This window comes from Empedobacter sp. GD03865, from assembly GCF_029840775.1.
GTDB classification, from domain to species: domain Bacteria; phylum Bacteroidota; class Bacteroidia; order Flavobacteriales; family Weeksellaceae; genus Empedobacter; species Empedobacter falsenii_B.
The window spans coordinates 1-15,731 of record NZ_JAOCDF010000046.1; the positions used below are offsets into that span (position 1 = coordinate 1).

Annotated in this window: 16 protein-coding genes, 1 rRNA gene and 1 riboswitch; of the genes, 8 read left to right on the forward strand and 9 right to left on the reverse strand. The window is 31.5% G+C overall.

From position 1 onward, the window contains the following. Positions 1-44 precede the first annotated feature (44 nt). A 5S ribosomal RNA gene (rrf, locus tag N5D46_RS13785) occupies positions 45-153 on the forward strand. Between the two features lie 402 nt (positions 154-555). On the opposite strand, the gene N5D46_RS13790 is transcribed toward rrf, so the two are convergent. Next, positions 556-852 carry a hypothetical protein gene (locus N5D46_RS13790; protein WP_280050330.1) on the reverse strand — a complete coding sequence of 99 codons (297 nt, stop codon included), beginning with the start codon at positions 850-852 and terminating at the stop codon, positions 556-558. Next, positions 849-1,838: a flippase-like domain-containing protein gene (locus tag N5D46_RS13795; RefSeq protein ID WP_280038127.1), complete on the reverse strand. Its 990-nt coding sequence runs from the start codon at positions 1,836-1,838 to the stop codon at positions 849-851. The genes N5D46_RS13790 and N5D46_RS13795 overlap by 4 nt, the downstream gene beginning before the upstream one ends. A gap of 101 nt (positions 1,839-1,939) precedes the next feature. Here N5D46_RS13795 and N5D46_RS13800 point away from each other — a divergent pair, with 101 nt between their 5' ends. Together N5D46_RS13800 and N5D46_RS13805 are read left to right on the forward strand one after the other, a co-directional pair. Then, positions 1,940-2,464: a GNAT family N-acetyltransferase gene (locus N5D46_RS13800; protein WP_115001191.1), complete on the forward strand. Its 525-nt coding sequence runs from the start codon at positions 1,940-1,942 to the stop codon at positions 2,462-2,464. A 212-nt stretch (positions 2,465-2,676) separates the two neighbouring features. Continuing rightward, the gene (locus N5D46_RS13805) at positions 2,677-4,020 is read left to right on the forward strand and encodes an ammonium transporter (RefSeq protein WP_280038126.1); all 1,344 of its coding nucleotides are present in this window, start codon (positions 2,677-2,679) and stop codon (positions 4,018-4,020) included. 55 nt (positions 4,021-4,075) lie between these two features. Here N5D46_RS13805 and N5D46_RS13810 read toward each other — a convergent pair whose 3' ends face one another. Next, positions 4,076-6,103: a M3 family metallopeptidase gene (locus tag N5D46_RS13810; protein WP_280050331.1), complete on the reverse strand. Its 2,028-nt coding sequence runs from the start codon at positions 6,101-6,103 to the stop codon at positions 4,076-4,078. A gap of 141 nt (positions 6,104-6,244) precedes the next feature. Here N5D46_RS13810 and N5D46_RS13815 point away from each other — a divergent pair, with 141 nt between their 5' ends. From N5D46_RS13815 to N5D46_RS13825, 3 genes are all read left to right on the forward strand, one after another. Then, complete coding sequence (locus N5D46_RS13815; protein ID WP_280050332.1) at positions 6,245-7,171, forward strand: glyoxylate/hydroxypyruvate reductase A; 927 nt, start codon at positions 6,245-6,247, stop codon at positions 7,169-7,171. A gap of 101 nt (positions 7,172-7,272) precedes the next feature. Continuing rightward, positions 7,273-8,166 (forward strand): AraC family transcriptional regulator, encoded by an 894-nt coding sequence (locus N5D46_RS13820; protein ID WP_280050333.1) that lies wholly within the window; start codon positions 7,273-7,275, stop codon positions 8,164-8,166. A 176-nt stretch (positions 8,167-8,342) separates the two neighbouring features. Further along, the gene (locus tag N5D46_RS13825; RefSeq protein ID WP_280050334.1) at positions 8,343-9,341 is read left to right on the forward strand and encodes a ketoacyl-ACP synthase III; all 999 of its coding nucleotides are present in this window, start codon (positions 8,343-8,345) and stop codon (positions 9,339-9,341) included. Between the two features lie 58 nt (positions 9,342-9,399). On the opposite strand, the gene N5D46_RS13830 is transcribed toward N5D46_RS13825, so the two are convergent. Continuing rightward, on the reverse strand, positions 9,400-9,816 hold the full coding sequence (locus N5D46_RS13830; protein WP_280050335.1) for a DUF2007 domain-containing protein: 417 nt from the start codon (positions 9,814-9,816) through the stop codon (positions 9,400-9,402). Between the two features lie 80 nt (positions 9,817-9,896). Here N5D46_RS13830 and N5D46_RS13835 point away from each other — a divergent pair, with 80 nt between their 5' ends. Further along, positions 9,897-10,643: a dienelactone hydrolase family protein gene (locus tag N5D46_RS13835; protein ID WP_221408235.1), complete on the forward strand. Its 747-nt coding sequence runs from the start codon at positions 9,897-9,899 to the stop codon at positions 10,641-10,643. Between the two features lie 115 nt (positions 10,644-10,758). On the opposite strand, the gene N5D46_RS13840 is transcribed toward N5D46_RS13835, so the two are convergent. From N5D46_RS13840 to N5D46_RS13860, 5 genes are all read right to left on the reverse strand, one after another. Then, positions 10,759-11,673 (reverse strand): AEC family transporter, encoded by a 915-nt coding sequence (locus tag N5D46_RS13840; protein WP_038337191.1) that lies wholly within the window; start codon positions 11,671-11,673, stop codon positions 10,759-10,761. Between the two features lie 80 nt (positions 11,674-11,753). Then, positions 11,754-12,440, reverse strand: coding sequence for a VOC family protein (locus tag N5D46_RS13845; protein ID WP_280050336.1), 687 nt, complete (start codon positions 12,438-12,440; stop codon positions 11,754-11,756). A gap of 88 nt (positions 12,441-12,528) precedes the next feature. Further along, positions 12,529-13,056, reverse strand: a complete 528-nt coding sequence (locus tag N5D46_RS13850; protein WP_280050337.1) for a DUF4269 domain-containing protein — start codon at positions 13,054-13,056, stop codon at positions 12,529-12,531. Then, positions 13,056-13,478, reverse strand: a complete 423-nt coding sequence (locus N5D46_RS13855) for a PaaI family thioesterase (RefSeq protein ID WP_038337190.1) — start codon at positions 13,476-13,478, stop codon at positions 13,056-13,058. Before N5D46_RS13855 ends, N5D46_RS13850 begins: the two co-directional genes overlap by 1 nt. A gap of 48 nt (positions 13,479-13,526) precedes the next feature. Further along, entirely contained in the window at positions 13,527-14,132 is a 606-nt protein-coding gene (locus N5D46_RS13860) for a hypothetical protein (protein WP_125350460.1), read from the reverse strand. Positions 14,133-14,180: 48 nt separating this feature from the next. Next, positions 14,181-14,275, reverse strand: a riboswitch (SAM-I-IV-variant riboswitch). A 576-nt stretch (positions 14,276-14,851) separates the two neighbouring features. Between N5D46_RS13860 and N5D46_RS13865 the strand changes: the two genes are divergently transcribed. Continuing rightward, positions 14,852-15,646: an alpha/beta fold hydrolase gene (locus N5D46_RS13865; protein WP_280050338.1), complete on the forward strand. Its 795-nt coding sequence runs from the start codon at positions 14,852-14,854 to the stop codon at positions 15,644-15,646. The last annotated feature ends 85 nt before the right edge of the window (positions 15,647-15,731 follow it).

Here is a 15,731-nt window from a genome sequence, read left to right on the forward strand (position 1 = left end):
ATCGAATGATTAGGATGTAAACCTGATTAAAAATACAAAAATATTAGGGTGATTATTACGAAAGGGCTCACCTCTTCCCATTCCGAACAGAGAAGTTAAGCCTTTCAGTGCCGATGGTACTGCTACTTGCGGGAGAGTAGGTCATTGCCAGTTTTTATTTAAAGCCTCAAGATTTATTTCTTGAGGTTTTTTTATATTTTATACAGAAAGTATTATGATAATTTTTAATCATTCAACTAAATATTACGATTTAGTTTCATTCTTATTTTATGGATAATTAATTAAGAAGTTAAAACAAGTTTTTGAAAATTTAAAAAAAAATATAGTTCGGAATCTCACAAGATGTAACTATGTAAATCAATATTTTCTAATTTAACTTTATTTGATTAGTAATATTCTCAATTACTTTTGATAATTTCGGTCAAAGTGATAATTACCATTCAAAGAAATATGTATTTATTGATCCAATAATTGGTGAATTTTTCCTTGAAATTACGCATTGTTTGATTTTGATTAAACTTCCCAATTTGTTTTCAATGGGTATTGTTTTGTGCTTTAAATTAACAAAAAGATAGTCAAAAATGCGAATCCAGCTTCTTCGTAATCCAATGCTTTGAATATATTTCCAAAAAATGAAAGTATGGCAAATATTAAAGCAAAAATCCATGCAGATTTTAATCCTTTGATGAGATAAGATGAAGTAATCAATAAAGCAATTCCGACAAATAGAATCATCAATTTTGAAAGATGCATGAATTCGATTGGTAAATACAATTTTTCGAAATGCAAACGTTCTGCAAGAGGAGGAGTGATGACTGAAATTATATTAATCATTCCTAATGTAAAAATCATAACAGCAGGAAAATTCGTGCAAATAGTTTTCTTCCACGCCACATAAAACTCAAACATCCAAAACCTAAAGGCAGCCAAAATTCGAAAACGCGGTACAATAAAGTTGTAACTAAACCTTGGTTATGAGAATAGCCGAATTGTGTTAAAATATACACCATCGTAAATTCTACAGCACCCAAACCTCTCAAAAAAGGCGAAATAATCATCAATAAAACAGAAATCGTATAAGCCAAAGCTGCTGCATCAAAAGTGGGTTGAATACCTAACGCTAACATTGCGATGTAGACGTGTAAAATCCCAGTAATTTCGATGATTGTTGAAATTAGAATTGTGAGATTAATATTTTTCCTGTCTAAAGAAGCTTCAAAAATTGGATTGATTTCTTCCGTAATCTTTGGAAATTTATTTTCTATAATTTGATAGAATTTATTTTTGGTTTTGAATGAGTTATAAATGAAATAAACTAGAATTAAAATTATGCCCAAAATGACTAATGATATCCACGAATCATTAAAATATTTGTTGACGTAAATACTATAAATAATGATAGGAACGCCAATGATGAAAACCGTTAATAATCCAATAAAACCATAAATAGAACTTGCCTGAATGATTTTATTTGTTTCAAATTGTTGCTTTTTGATTTGTTTGGGTAAATAAGCCAAAGAACTAATTCCGCCCGCTGGTAGAAAAACACTGATAAAATTTCGTTTGAGAAATAAATTGACAGCGTCCCAAAATTTAAGAGGTAAACCAACTGCTTTGAAACTTGTGATATACATTGCAGCTTGCAGCGAAATATAGAGAATCGTTATTCCGAAACCGATCAATAGCCAAATAGGTTTTGCGCTTTGAATACTCGGAATAATTTGCATCATTTCTTTGCGTTCGCTTCTGAAAAATACAAATGCGAGTAATAAAATAAGTATTGCTAAAACTTGTTGCCAAGGTATTTTTACATATTTTATAGATTTTGGAAACCTCATGTTTGTATGACATTGTTTAGTTCTATTAATTTATCAAAAAATTAAATATCAAAACTTATGATTTGCTTAAAAATAACTTATATTGAAAATAAAAATAAGATATGGAGACTGGATTAAATTTACGTCAAGCTATTTTGAATGATGCAGATAGAATTTGGGAAATTTTGCAACAAGCAATTGAGAAAAGAAAAGAGGAGGGAAGTAATCAATGGCAAAATGGTTATCCAAATCTAGATGTTGTAAAAAATGATATCTCAAATGGTTTTGGTTATATAATTGAGAATGTTGATAATCTAATCATAGGATATGTTGCAATTATTGATGAGATAGAACCTGCTTATACAGCAATTGAAGGAAAATGGATGAATGATGATCCATATATTGTCATACATCGATTGGCTGTTGCACAAGATGTTAAGATAAAAGGTTTAGGAACTTGGACGATGGATGAAATTGAAAAAATAGCAATTATAAAGAAAATACAGAATATAAAAGTTGATACCAACTTTGATAATATTGGAATGTTGCGTGTTTTTGAAAAGTTAGGTTATCATTATTGTGGCGAAGTTTATTTTGATGGAAGCCCAAGAAAAGCTTTTCAGAAAATTATTCAGAATTTAACATAATTGAATATTTTAGATAGAATTTAGATAAACTAAATAATCAAATTGATAAAAAGATTCCAAAAAAGGAATCTTTTTTTATGAATTTACATAGGGTAATTATGTTTAAAATGTAAAATTAATATTTTAACCCCTAATTTTTATAGGGTGTGATTTAAAATAAATGATTTTATTTAAAAATAATCTAATTTTGATAGGGTTAAAATTAAAAACTTATGAAAGTTGGATTAAAATGGAAAGTAGCTTTTGCAATTATAACGCTAGTTGCATTCGCTGGATTATTTTGGAAACCAGTTGTAGATATTCCAAATACAGGAGAATTTCTTAGCGAAGAAAATATTGTAAATTCAGATGTCGCCTGGATTTTAGCAGCTGCAGGATTGGTGTTATTGATGACGCCAGGTTTATCTTTTTTTTATGGTGGAATGGTGGGTAAACGAAATGTTATTTCTACCATGTTGCAAAGTTTTATTGCCTTAGGTGTGATTTCGATTTTGTGGGTTGTAGTTGGGTTTTCACTGTCTTTTGGTGATTCAATTGGTTTTACAATAAATGGAGAACATTACGGAATTATTGGTAATCCTTTAAGTTATCCATTTTTTAATCATGTCGGAGCATTTCCACACAAAGACATGGCATCTACAATTCCATTTGTTTTATTTGCATTGTTTCAAATGAAATTTGCAGTCATTACACCAGCGCTTGTAACTGGTTCTTTTGCCGAAAGAGTGCGTTTTATTTCCTATTTGTTATTTATGATTTTATTTAGTTTAATCATTTACACACCGCTTTGTCACATGGTTTGGCATCCAGAAGGTTTATTGAATAAATATTTTGGCGTAAAAGATTTTGCTGGAGGAACTGTTGTTCATATGAGTGCAGGATTTGCAGCATTAGCAGGAGCTTTGGTGATAGGTAAACGTAAGAACAGAGAACACAAACCTGCAAATATTCCATTTGTTATGCTTGGAACAGGAATGTTATGGTTCGGATGGTTTGGTTTCAATGCTGGTTCAGCTTTGGGAGCAAATGCCACAGCAGCTTTAGCTTTCGGAACAACAACAATTGCTTCTGCTTCTGGAATGATGACATGGATACTTTTTGATAGAATTAATGGTCGTAGCGTTTCTGCTATGGGAGCATGTATAGGGGCTGTAGTTGGATTAGTAGCAATCACTCCAGCTTGTGGATTTGTTACAATTCCTGAAAGTATATTTTTTGGCTTTATTACTGCTATTGTCTCAAATGTAATGGTTCATTGGAAAGTATTAAAACGAGTTGACGATACTTTAGATGTTTTTGCATGTCATGGTGTCGGAGGAATAATGGGAATGATTTTGACAGCTATTTTTGCACATGGTGAAAATGCGAGTTTGTTACATGGCGGGGTGGATGTGTTTGCACATCATATGATTGCTTTGTTGTTTGTCTCGTTATTTACTTTTTTCGGTGCGATTGCTTTATTTTATATTACGGATAAAATGATTCACTTACGTGTGAGTGATAGAGCAGAGTTCGAAGGATTAGATTTGTCGCAACACGAGGAAAGTTTACATTAATTAAACAATGATATTATAAAAAAATCCGACTACTTTTTGTAGTCGGATTTTCAATTTATACTAATCCAGCACGCTTTAATAAAGCATCTGCTGTTGGTTTATGACCTCTAAATTCTTCGTACAATTTCATCGGTTCTACTGTTCCTCCAGATGATAAAAGTTTATAGAATTTTTGAGCTGTTTCTGGATTGAAAATTCCAGTTTCTTGGAAGAATGCAAAGGCATCTGCATCCAAAACTTCTGCCCATTTATATGAATAATAACCAGATGAATATCCACCTTGAAAAATATGAGAGAAGGATGTACTCATCATATTTTTATCAATTTCTGGATACAACTCTGTTTGTTTGAAAGTTTCTTTTTCAAATTGTTGTAAATCATTGATTTCAGCCAAATCATTCGCATGATAAGCCATATCCAATAATCCAAAACTCAATTGACGAACAGTTTGATAACCTTCCATAAAACTTGAAGAAGCTTTTACTTTTTCAATTAATTCTTGCGGAATAATTTCTCCTGTTTGATAATGTTTTGCAAATAATTTTAAAGCTTCTGGTTCGTAACAAAAGTTTTCGTAAAATTGAGAGGGTAATTCAACAAAATCCCAATAAACATTTGTTCCAGAAAGACTTTCGTACGTTGTATTTGGTAACATTCCGTGTAGCGCATGTCCAAATTCGTGGAACAATGTTGTCACTTCCTGAAATGTCAATAATGACGGGGTGTCTTTCGTTGGTTTTGTAAAATTACAAACAATCGAAACGTGCGGACGTTTGGTATTTCCATTCACATTAGAGGCTTCTCTGTAACTTGTCATCCAAGCACCAGGGCGTTTTCCTGCGCGCGGGAAAAAGTCTGCATACAATAAACTTAAGAACGCACCATTTTTATCTAGAACTTCATAAGTTGTTACTTCATCGTTGTATTTATCAATGTTATGAATTTCTTTAAACGTAATTCCATATAATTTTGTTGCCACATCAAAAGCTCCTTGAATCACATTTTCTAACTGAAAATAAGGTTTCAATTCTTCGTCAGAAAGACTGAATTTTTTCTGTTTTAATTTTTCTGCATAATACGCATGATCCCAACGTTGCAATGTTTCAATCCCATCAGTTTCTTTTGCAAATGCAGTTAATTCCTCAATTTCTTTTTCCGCAAATGGTTTTGCTTTCGTTAATAAATCATTCAAGAAATCTAAAACAGTCGTTGGTGTTTTTGCCATACGTTCTTCCAAAACATAATCAGCATGCGTTTTATAACCTAATATTTTAGCACGTTCGTGACGAAGTTTTACGATATTTTTGACATTTTCTTCGTTGTTAAATTCATTATTTTGATAGGCTTTTACTCCATTTGCTCTAAATAATTTTTCTCTTAATTCACGATTTTCTGCGTATTGCATAAACGGAATATAGCTTGGTGCTTGTAAGGTAATCAACCAACCTTCGTGATTTTTTTGTTCTGCATCGGCTTTTGCTTGATCAATAGCATATTGAGGTAAACCTTTCAAATCATTTTCATCAGTAATAATCAATTCGTATGCATTAGTTTCAGCCAAAACATTTTGACCAAATTGTAATGAAAGCATTGCCAATTGTTTGTCGATTTCGCGTAATTTATTTTTGTCTTCTTCGTTTAGATTTGCACCATTTCTCGAAAAACCTTTGTATTTTTTTTCTAATAAATAAGCTTGTTCATCGGTTAAATTCAACGAATCCTTTTGATTATAAACGATTTTAATTCGTTCAAATAAATCTTGATTTAAGCGAACATCATTTCCAAATTCAGATAATAAAGGCGAAACTTCTTGCGCAATTTCTTGAATTTCATCATTCGTTTCAGCAGAATTAAGGTTGAAGAAAATAGAAGAAATTCGTCCTAATTTTTCACCAGAAAGTTCCATTGCTTCAATTGTGTTTGCAAAAGTTGGCGCTTCAGGATTCGCAGTAATTGCATCTATTTCTGCTTTTGCTTCTTCAATTGCTTGGATAAAAGCAGGTTTGTAGTCTTCATTTTTGATTTTAGAAAAAGGAGCACTTTCAAAAGGTGTTTCAAATTTTTCTAATAACGGATTTGCCATTTATAGTGTATTTTTTTAGTTAAAATATATTTGTTTGAACTCTTTCAAATTCTAATCCAAATGTAAGAAATCTGACAAATCGTCAAATTTAATGTGTGATTAATTTAGAGTTATTTACATTTGTTTTAAAAGTAAACAATTATGAGTGTAGCCTTAATATTCAATCAAAAACCAACAGAAGAATGGCAAAGAAATTTACAAGAATTGTTGCCAGATACGAAAGTTGAAGTTTATCCAAATATCTCAAATCCAAAAGATGTAGAATTTATTGCAACTTGGAAACCGCACAAAAATTATGTGACTGAATTTCCAAATCTAAAAGTTGTACAATCAGTTGGAGCAGGAATTGACCATTTGTTGCATACCAAAATTTTGGAATCGATAAAGGTGACACGTATTGTTGATCCTGCTTTGAAACAAGAAATGTTTGAACATGTTTTAGCTTGTGTTATGACTTCAATGAAAAATCTATTGACGTATTATAAAGATCAAGTTCGTAAAGAGTGGAATCCTACTACTTATCAAAATATCAAGGAAACAACTATTACTATTTTAGGATTAGGCGAAATCGGAAAGTTAGTAGCAGAGCAATTTGTTGCTTTAGGTTTTCAAGTTAAAGGTTGGTCGAATTCGCCTAAAAATATAAATGGAGTAGAATCTTTTGTTGGAAAAGAAGGCTTGAATGCTGTGATTTCTAATACTAATTTTATTGTCAATATTTTGCCTTTGACAGGTGATACAAAAGGTATTTTGAACAAAGACTTTTTTGCACAATGTTCAGCTTATACAGTTTTGATGAATGTTGGTCGTGGAGCACATTTGATCGAAAAGGATTTATTAATTGCAATCGAAGAAAAACAAATAAAAGAGGCTTATTTAGATGTTTTTGTAGAAGAACCTTTACCAGAAAATCACCCTTTTTGGACGAATGAAAATGTTTATGTAACACCTCATATTGCGAGTGTTACAAATGCAACAACTGCTCTAAAACAAGTTGCAGATAACTACAACAGAATGAAAAATAACGAAACTTTATTGAATGAAGTTTCATTAGAAAGAGGTTATTAGATATACCAAAATGACGTAAGATTTTGTTAAAAAGACGCATTTGTGTTTTTACTTGTCAAAAAAATCTTTTAACATTGTATTAGAAATAATAAAAGCTAAAAATGAGTGATTATATTCAACTTTATTCAATTAATAATATTTTAAGAACTTACAAAGAAGAAGCTACCGATCGTCGGTTAGCAATCTTTGATGTAGGTCCTGAAAACAATTATTATTTTGTAAAACGAAAACCTTATAAGTTTACGTCGCTTGGGTTGATTTTAATTACTGCAGGAACATGTGAAATCACGGTAAATTTAGAACCAACATTGATCAAACGTGATGATATTATTGTGGTTCTTCCAGGTCAGTTGTTCGAGATTATAGAGCATTCGGCTGATTTTGCTGTTCAAGCAATCTTTATTGATTCAGATTTGATTATTGAAGCTGGTTTTCACGTGAAATCCAATAATTTAGTAGAATTTTTATCGTCCAAATATCCTAAAATCATTTCTTTAGATAAAAAGATTGTACGTGATATGCGCTACAATCTGAATAAGATTAGTAAATATACCATCAAGAATGAAAATATCTTTGCAAAAGATTTGGTTTTACATCACTTTTCAGTTATGATGTATGAGATGGGAAATTACTACAACCAAGCTGTAACGGCAAAAAGTACAACGAAAGAAGTCAGAAAGGAGGAATTGGCTAAGCAGTTTTTGTATTTAGTTTCAACTCATTTTCGTCGTCAGCGTAATGTACAATTTTATGCAGATGAAATGTTTATTAGTCGTAAACATTTGACTAAAATTATTGTCGAAGTCTTTAATAAATCACCCAAACAAATCATTGCTGAAGCCATTGTATTAGAGGCAAAAGTCTTGCTAAAGAACCCAAAAAATAGTGTTTCTGATGTTGTGACAGAATTAAATTTTATAGATACCTCAGTTTTTAGTAAATTTTTCAAAAATTATGCAGGTGTTTCGCCTACAACTTTCATCGCTTCTAACTAATAATTGATGTAAATCAATGCAAATGTGAAAGTTTTCTAAAAACGTCTTTTTGACATATTATTACGTTTATTTTGCTAACTAATTTGTTAAAATGGATAGACCTTTGTTGCTCAAATTTTAATTGATGCGTCTTTTAGTAGATAATCGATACATGAAATTTGAATGAAAAGAATTTTATGGTGGTAGATTTTACAAAAAAAATATTTGCACATATTTCAGCAATCGGTGGTTATGTGCCAGAAAATAAACGAACTAATTTCGATTTAGAAAAGATTACAGACACTTCTGATGAATGGATTATAAAAAGAACGGGAATTAAAGAACGTCGTATTTTAGAGGAAGGTTTAGCGACTTCTGATATGGCGGTTAGTGCAATTCAGAATTTAATTGATACATATAAAAAAGACATCAAAGATGTTGATGCGTTGATTGTTGCAACTTCTACACCAGATATGTTGATGCCTGCTACTGCGAATATTGTGTGCGAGAAGTTAGGAATAGAGAATGTTTGGGCATTTGATATGAATGCAGCTTGTTCTGGATTTTTATATGCGTTAGACATGGGCGCTTCGTTGGTTGAAAGCAAACGTTATAAAAATGTTTTGGTCATTGGAGCTGATAAAATCAGTGCGTATGTAGACATCAAAGATCGTTCGACAAATATTTTGTTTGGAGACGGAGCTGGAGTAGTTTGGTTAGAGCCTACAAATGAAGAAGGAATTTTGGATGCTTTGTTACAGAGTAATGGAACTGGAAAAGAATTCTTGAATATAGAAGGAGGTGGTTCTTTGTATCCAGCGAGTTCACAGTTGTTGGTTGATGAGAAGCGTTACATTAGACAAGATGGAAAAATTGTATTCAAAAATGCAATTCAATCAATGAGTGATACCTGTGTCAATGTTTTGAAACGCAACGATTTTTCTGTTGAAGATGTAAATTGGTTGGTTCCGCATCAAGCGAATAAACGAATTATTGACGCTGTTGGTAATGAAATTAATATTGAAGAAGGTAAAACTTTAATCAATATTGAGAATTACGGAAACACAATTGCAGCGACAATTCCGTTGTGTATTTGGGAAAATACATCAAAATTAAAGAAAGGAGATTTATTGATGTTGACAGCCTTTGGTGCAGGTTTCTCTTGGGGAGCAAGCTTATTGCGTTGGACAATTTAATCAATAAAAATCATATATTTTTGTTCATAAAGAACGGCAATTTCTTGTCGTTCTTTTTTTATTGTAAACCATTAAATTCTTCACCACACTTCTTGCATTTGAACACGTTTTTGTAGTAAATAGGGTAGATCCAAAATATGATAGAAGATAATAAAGAAAGTAAGCCTTTTCCACCTTTCATTGACTTGTAATTGCTGTAATACTCATTGCTTCCACATTTTGGACAAACAAGAATTTCATCCAAATCATTGGTGTAATTTGAAGCATCAATTTCTTCTAAAACTTTCATGGCGCGATCAGTATCTTCTTTCTTAATTTTTACTTTCACACCACCAATAGCATTCGACAAAAACTGATTCATCCCAACCGAATGTTCATCAAAAACAAAAGCATCAATCTGTTCACTTTCTAATTTCGAACGTAAAATATGCGCTTCAATAGGGCTTTCAAATGTTTTTAATGTAATAAGTTCCATGCTAATTGTGTTAAATATTCAATTCAATATCCGATATAAAATTAGTTCTTTTTATCTTAATGTCTTAAATTTTTTAGTAGATGAAAAATGTAATTCAATGTTTATTTTTAATTGTATTGATGATGAATACGACACATGCACAAAACCTAAAACAAGTTGCTTATAAAGATGGTACGCAAAAATTGAACGGTTTAATAACCGATAATACAACAAAGAAAAGTCCAGGAGTTTTGATTTTACCGGCTTGGAAAGGAGCTGATAACGAAGCAAAACAAGCTGCAATAGATTTAGCAAAAGAAGGCTATATTGCGTTTGTTGCGGATATTTATGGAGAAGGAAACAATCCGAAAGATAATGCGGAAGCGGCTAAAATAGCAGGAAAATACAAGTCTGATTATGCAGCTTATCAAAAACGAATTGATTTGGCGTTGAAAGAGTTAATCAAAGCTGGTGCAGATCCAAGTAAAATTGCTGTAATTGGTTATTGTTTTGGAGGAACAGGCGCATTAGAAGCTGCTCGTGCGCAATTAGCTGTTGTGGGCGTTGTTTCTATTCATGGTGGATTAGCAAAAGATGCTGTTCGAAAAAATATTCCTCTTAAAACAAAAGTTTTGATTGAACATCCTGCTGAAGATGAATCTGTAAAACCCGAAGATATTTCGAATTTAGTAATTGAAATGAACGAAGGAAAAACAGATTGGCAAATGATAACTTACGCAAATTCAAAACATACATTTACCAATCCAGAATCACCTGATTACAATAAAGTAATGGCAGATAGAGCTTGGCAACATACATTATTGTTTTTGAAAGAAGTATTGAAATAAAACCGTCAATTCTAGTGAAATTCTTTTTAGAATTTTGTATCGAGAATAAGGTTTTAGAAGATAAAATTTATCTTAATTCTCGATACAATTTTAATAAAAACTGTAACAGTTAAATCTACTGAATAAACAATTGTATCATTTCATACCAAAAAGCAGCTGTAAAAAAGCCTACAATAATACTGATTCCAATAATCAAATTGGTTAGTTTGGTGTTGAGTTTAAATTGTTCCGCAATAATACTCGATGTCACTAAAGTAGGCATAGCAGCTTCAAAAATAGAGATTTTAGCCACATCACCTTTTATTCCAATTACGATGGCTAAAAGCATTACAACTGCAGGCGCAATCATTAATTTGTAAACCATAGACATCGAAATTTGTGACCATAATTTTCTCCAACCATTAAACTTTAATTGCAATCCAACCGAAAATAAAGCCAATGGACCTACGGTTGCAGCTAATTTGTCGAAGAATGGTTCGGCAGGAGATAAGTCGATAAATTGAGATAAAATCAATGCACTTATACAACCCAAAAATGGAGGGAAAGTAAATAATCGTTTCAAGATAAATTTGGAATCTATTGCTCCAGATCCATTGCTTCCTCCTTTTAATGCAGAAACTATTCCGATGGTTGATAAGCACAAAAACATGGTTTGATCACAAATAATCGCAATACTCAAATACTTTTCTCCATAAAATGCTGAAATCAAAGGAAAGCCAATAAAAGATGTATTGCTATAGCCGCTTGCCAATTCCAATGTTCTTCTCGAACGCTCCGAATAGCCTTTTGCTTTGCTGTAGAATTTCATGTAAAACAAACTTCCAACGGCAATAATGACAGTAGAAAAGATAGGAAATAACATTTCTTGCGACCATTCTACTTTTGGTAAATACTTAAACGAGACTGCTGGTAAAGCCAAATATAAGATCCACGTATTGATCCCTTTATGAGCATCAGGATGTATAGATTTTGTTGCTTTAAACACCATTCCGGCGATTATACAGACTGCGATTAATATAAAGTTTACCATTTTTAGATATTTGGAATGCAAAGTTACAATCCCATTTTTTTTTACCCTTAAGATATCACTTTTTATTCAATGCTTATTTTTTATAAAATGGCAAGATTAGATATATTTAATTTATTATTATTGAAAATCACTTTTGAATAACAATTTTCATTTTCCAAAATAGCTGTAAATGGAGTAGGAGTTATTGTATCAGTTGTAGGAAACCAAGTTGTTTTGATAAAATAATTTGGTAATAATATTTTCCCCTCATCTGAGCCGTTTGTGCCAAATCTTTCAAAATCTCCTTTCCAGAATTTAGATGTTGTTTTCTCTTCTAATAATTGATTGGTAGCCTCAATATCAGTTGTAGGTAAGCCAATTTCAGAAATTCCTAAAATAGAATGTTGATCAAATTCTGCATCGTTCTCATAAGCTAAATTATAATGTGTAATCATCTCAGCAAGATTTCTAGCTCCATCATAGAAATAAAAAGATTGTGCATTCCAATTCTCGAAGTTTGCAATGTGTTGATCAGCATCGGTGTTTAGGATTTTAGTTTTATTTTGTATCCAATCAAATGCCTTTTCGAATTGATTTTTACAAACTAAAAAACTGAAATGATAAATATGTTCTTCGTTCGATTTTATAAAAGTTAATCTTGTCCAACCAACTTGTAAACTAAACTGATTTTCGGTTTCTTCAATTAAATCAAAAGCTAAAATAGTTGTATAAAATGATTTTGTTTTTTCTAGCTCATTTGTAAACAATTGTAATTCTCTTATTTTCATTCTGCGATTTTTTATAAAATTAAATCAACAAAAAAGAAGAAAATAACAAGTTGAATTGATTTAATTAATTGCGTTATAAGAAAACTGTTTAATCTACTTCATACTCCAATAAGGCGAGATATGGATTACCTTTTAACTCAAGAACTTTTGCAAAAGCAGGTTCAGTTTTGTACCCATTCTTTTTAAGTTCGATGATTTTGTTTTTGAATGGTTCGTCAAATTTTTCAAGTAGTTTCGCCTCAATGAGCATATGTCGATAGGCATTTTGTTCGGTTGGATTCTTATTCTCTAAATAAATCTCAATTTCAAACGTATCAATTCTAAAATTACACGTCAAACAAGTTTCGTTATTGTTTATTAATTGATTGATTTTAAATTCAAAATAATGAGAAAAATTCTCGGTTAAATGATTTGTAGCGTTTTCAAAATTAGATGTTTCACCAATAATATCAATGTCACTATTTTCAATATTGATTTCAATGGGAATTGTACCTACTACAATAGGTTTGTATGTGTCAAGTTTTTCTAAAATTTGATGATTGCGCAACAAATGAAACACATTGTGTTGTATTTCATTTCCGTGTTCTAAATAATCAATGGTAAGAAAATTTTGCATCATTTTATTCTCATCATAGTTACCAAAGAAGTAGCAGCATGCGTTTCTTTGTTCGTCGTTTCGTCAACCACAAAAATCTCTGTGCGTATGGTGCTTATCTTTTTTCCGCCTTTTATCACATAGGCTTTTGATAGTAAATAATCACCCAAAGCAGGTCGTAAATAATTCACCTTTAACTCAACTGTTACCACATAACAATCGTCGTCATAGTGAGAAACAGCAGCATAACCAGATGAAACATCAACCAAAGAAGCAATCATAGCACCATTAAACATTCCGTGTTTACGTGTCATCATTTCTTGTTTTGGAATCTTAATCGAAACATAGTCCGTTTCGCATTCGATAAGTGATGCGTTATAAAATTTTAAGGTTTCTGAACGATTAAAACTTGCCTCTACTAATTCTCTTTTTTCTGGCGTCATATAAAATTGCTTTCAACAAATATAGAGATTTGTCGAAAGCAATTTCAGTTATGCAGTTACGTTATTCAAGTTTTCTTCTTTGATAATCGTATTTTGATGTGACAAAATTACTTTATCCAAACCGCGGTAATAATTCCCTTTGTCAACAGTAATCAATAAATTATTTTTCGGAATTTTATTGATAATCTTATTGTTCGGGAAATGTTGTTTCGAGTTTTTGAAGGTAATAAATACATCATCTTCAGTTAGATTTTTGACATCTTCTTCCGAAATAATATCAATCAATTCATAAGGTAAATAAAGTTGATCGAAGATATAATGAAACGTTTTAAGGCGTTTTCCGTTCAATTCTTTGCTATGTTGCAAAAAGTTTCTCAATCTATGTACAACAGCGTAGAAATTACCTACCAAAGGCGGTTTGGGAATATTACGTTCGAACAAGCAACCGTCGATTAAACTAAGCGGAAGTTTAATGTTCAATTCATCTGTTTTTACATTGTATAGATGGCGATAATCCAAACCTCTTTTCTTGAATTCTTCGATAATATGATCTTTTAGCGCAGGAACTTTAATAGGCAATTGTTGATTGATAAAATCGACCAATTTTTCATCTGATATAGGAGCTAAATTAAGCTCAGAAATGTTTTGTGACATACAATAAATAGTTAAAATAAAACAATTATTGTATTTCGATAATAGGGGATTTTTCGTTGTTTTTGGATGAACTCCCGTATTGTTTTACCACCGTGGAGACTCCTCTCGGTTGGTATCGTTTTCTACGATTCGAAATACGGTGTAAAACTACATAAAAAATTGAATATGTAGTAATCTTTTCTAATAATTTTATTTTAAAATGATCACTTAGAATTTTATTCTAAATTGGATATTGTTTCGATAATAAAGTTTTGAATAATTGCTTGATTTGTTTTTTTATATTCTACCATATAGATACATCGTAATACTAGTTCATTTATTCATTTTCCAATTTATCTCTATTCATCAACATTGTTAAACCTATGTCTCTATGTGGTTATAAATTTTATGTTCTGAATTAGATGCGACCCTGAAACAAGTTGAGGGGGACCACTTCGCTATTATAAATAGAGATTTAGAAAATTTTACAAATAATTAAGATAAATTTAATTGTTTGCCGAAAATTATTTTATACATTTGAATAACAAAGTAATTAAAAAATGAAGTTTACGTGCTTATATATGTCGATTCGCAAACAGGTTTGGAATATCCAGACGTGGGAAAGTCATGTATACTAAAAAGAGATTTTATTTTTTAATATATTTTAGGTTTCCCCGTCGATTTTCGATGGGGATTTTTTTTAAACAAAAACAACAATTACCAATATAAAATTAAAAACAATGCAAAGTTTACAACAAGTAACGATCCCAGTTTGGCCCTTAGAGGACAACACAATCTTAAACAATGTTTCGGTAACATTTCAACTTTTTGGACTTCCATTAGGAACAGCTCCAGTCATTTTGATTAACCATTCCTTACACGGAGATTCAGATTGTACCTATCATTGGGATGGAGTCATGGGGAAAAACAAAGCAATTGATCTTAATGAGTATACGGTAATCTGTATAGATATTCCTGGAAATGGCGTTTCCGAAACCATAAAGTACGACTATATACCACGCGATCACATTACAGCACGCGATGTAGCGGTATTGTTTTGGTTGACGTTATTTGAATTGGAAGTAGACGAGATTTTTGCCATTATTGGTGCAGATTTAGGTGGAGGATTAGCATGGGAAATGGCATGTTTGTTTCCAAATAAGGTGCTGAATATTATTCCGATAGCAGCAAGTCCTAAGACAACATATTGGTTGGTAAAAGAGCCCACTTCTAAAAGCGAATACCTGAAATCTATTTTCTATTCGATAGATATATCACGCAATAGAGGCGATATATTGCAAGTTTCGCAATACATCAAATCGAAGATACATGTGATTTATGTGAAGGACGGAAACTTGTTCAACAAAGCAGAATTGAAACGTTATTACGCCAAACTGCAAGAGTTTAACAAACATGTACAGTTCCACGAAATAGAACAAATAGAAGACAACGAATTACTAAAAGCAAACATCGATAAGGTTGAAAAAATAGTAGACGGCATCCTCGAAAAAGAGTTTATCAATAATGTCGCATAAACCAAAAAGCTCCTGTGAAGGAGCTTTTTATTTATACTATTTTATGTTTTTGTGTCTAAAATAAGAGTTGTGCAACAGTTACCAA

Excerpts from the sequence above, each read along its gene's own strand:
- N5D46_RS13815 (WP_280050332.1), top strand. The coding sequence starts at position 6,245 with ATGAGTGTAGCCTTAATATTCAATCAAAAACCAACAGAAGAATGGCAA.
- N5D46_RS13810 (WP_280050331.1), bottom strand. The coding sequence starts at position 6,103 with ATGGCAAATCCGTTATTAGAAAAATTTGAAACACCTTTTGAAAGTGCT.
- N5D46_RS13830 (WP_280050335.1), bottom strand. The coding sequence starts at position 9,816 with ATGGAACTTATTACATTAAAAACATTTGAAAGCCCTATTGAAGCGCAT.
- N5D46_RS13865 (WP_280050338.1), top strand. The coding sequence starts at position 14,852 with ATGCAAAGTTTACAACAAGTAACGATCCCAGTTTGGCCCTTAGAGGAC.
- N5D46_RS13790 (WP_280050330.1), bottom strand. The coding sequence starts at position 852 with ATGATTTTTACATTAGGAATGATTAATATAATTTCAGTCATCACTCCT.
- N5D46_RS13800 (WP_115001191.1), top strand. The coding sequence starts at position 1,940 with ATGGAGACTGGATTAAATTTACGTCAAGCTATTTTGAATGATGCAGAT.
- N5D46_RS13850 (WP_280050337.1), bottom strand. The coding sequence starts at position 13,056 with ATGCAAAATTTTCTTACCATTGATTATTTAGAACACGGAAATGAAATA.
- N5D46_RS13805 (WP_280038126.1), top strand. The coding sequence starts at position 2,677 with ATGAAAGTTGGATTAAAATGGAAAGTAGCTTTTGCAATTATAACGCTA.
- N5D46_RS13825 (WP_280050334.1), top strand. The coding sequence starts at position 8,343 with ATGGTGGTAGATTTTACAAAAAAAATATTTGCACATATTTCAGCAATC.
- N5D46_RS13860 (WP_125350460.1), bottom strand. The coding sequence starts at position 14,132 with ATGTCACAAAACATTTCTGAGCTTAATTTAGCTCCTATATCAGATGAA.
- N5D46_RS13845 (WP_280050336.1), bottom strand. The coding sequence starts at position 12,440 with ATGAAAATAAGAGAATTACAATTGTTTACAAATGAGCTAGAAAAAACA.
- N5D46_RS13795 (WP_280038127.1), bottom strand. The coding sequence starts at position 1,838 with ATGAGGTTTCCAAAATCTATAAAATATGTAAAAATACCTTGGCAACAA.
- N5D46_RS13840 (WP_038337191.1), bottom strand. The coding sequence starts at position 11,673 with ATGGTAAACTTTATATTAATCGCAGTCTGTATAATCGCCGGAATGGTG.
- N5D46_RS13835 (WP_221408235.1), top strand. The coding sequence starts at position 9,897 with ATGAAAAATGTAATTCAATGTTTATTTTTAATTGTATTGATGATGAAT.
- N5D46_RS13820 (WP_280050333.1), top strand. The coding sequence starts at position 7,273 with ATGAGTGATTATATTCAACTTTATTCAATTAATAATATTTTAAGAACT.
- N5D46_RS13855 (WP_038337190.1), bottom strand. The coding sequence starts at position 13,478 with ATGACGCCAGAAAAAAGAGAATTAGTAGAGGCAAGTTTTAATCGTTCA.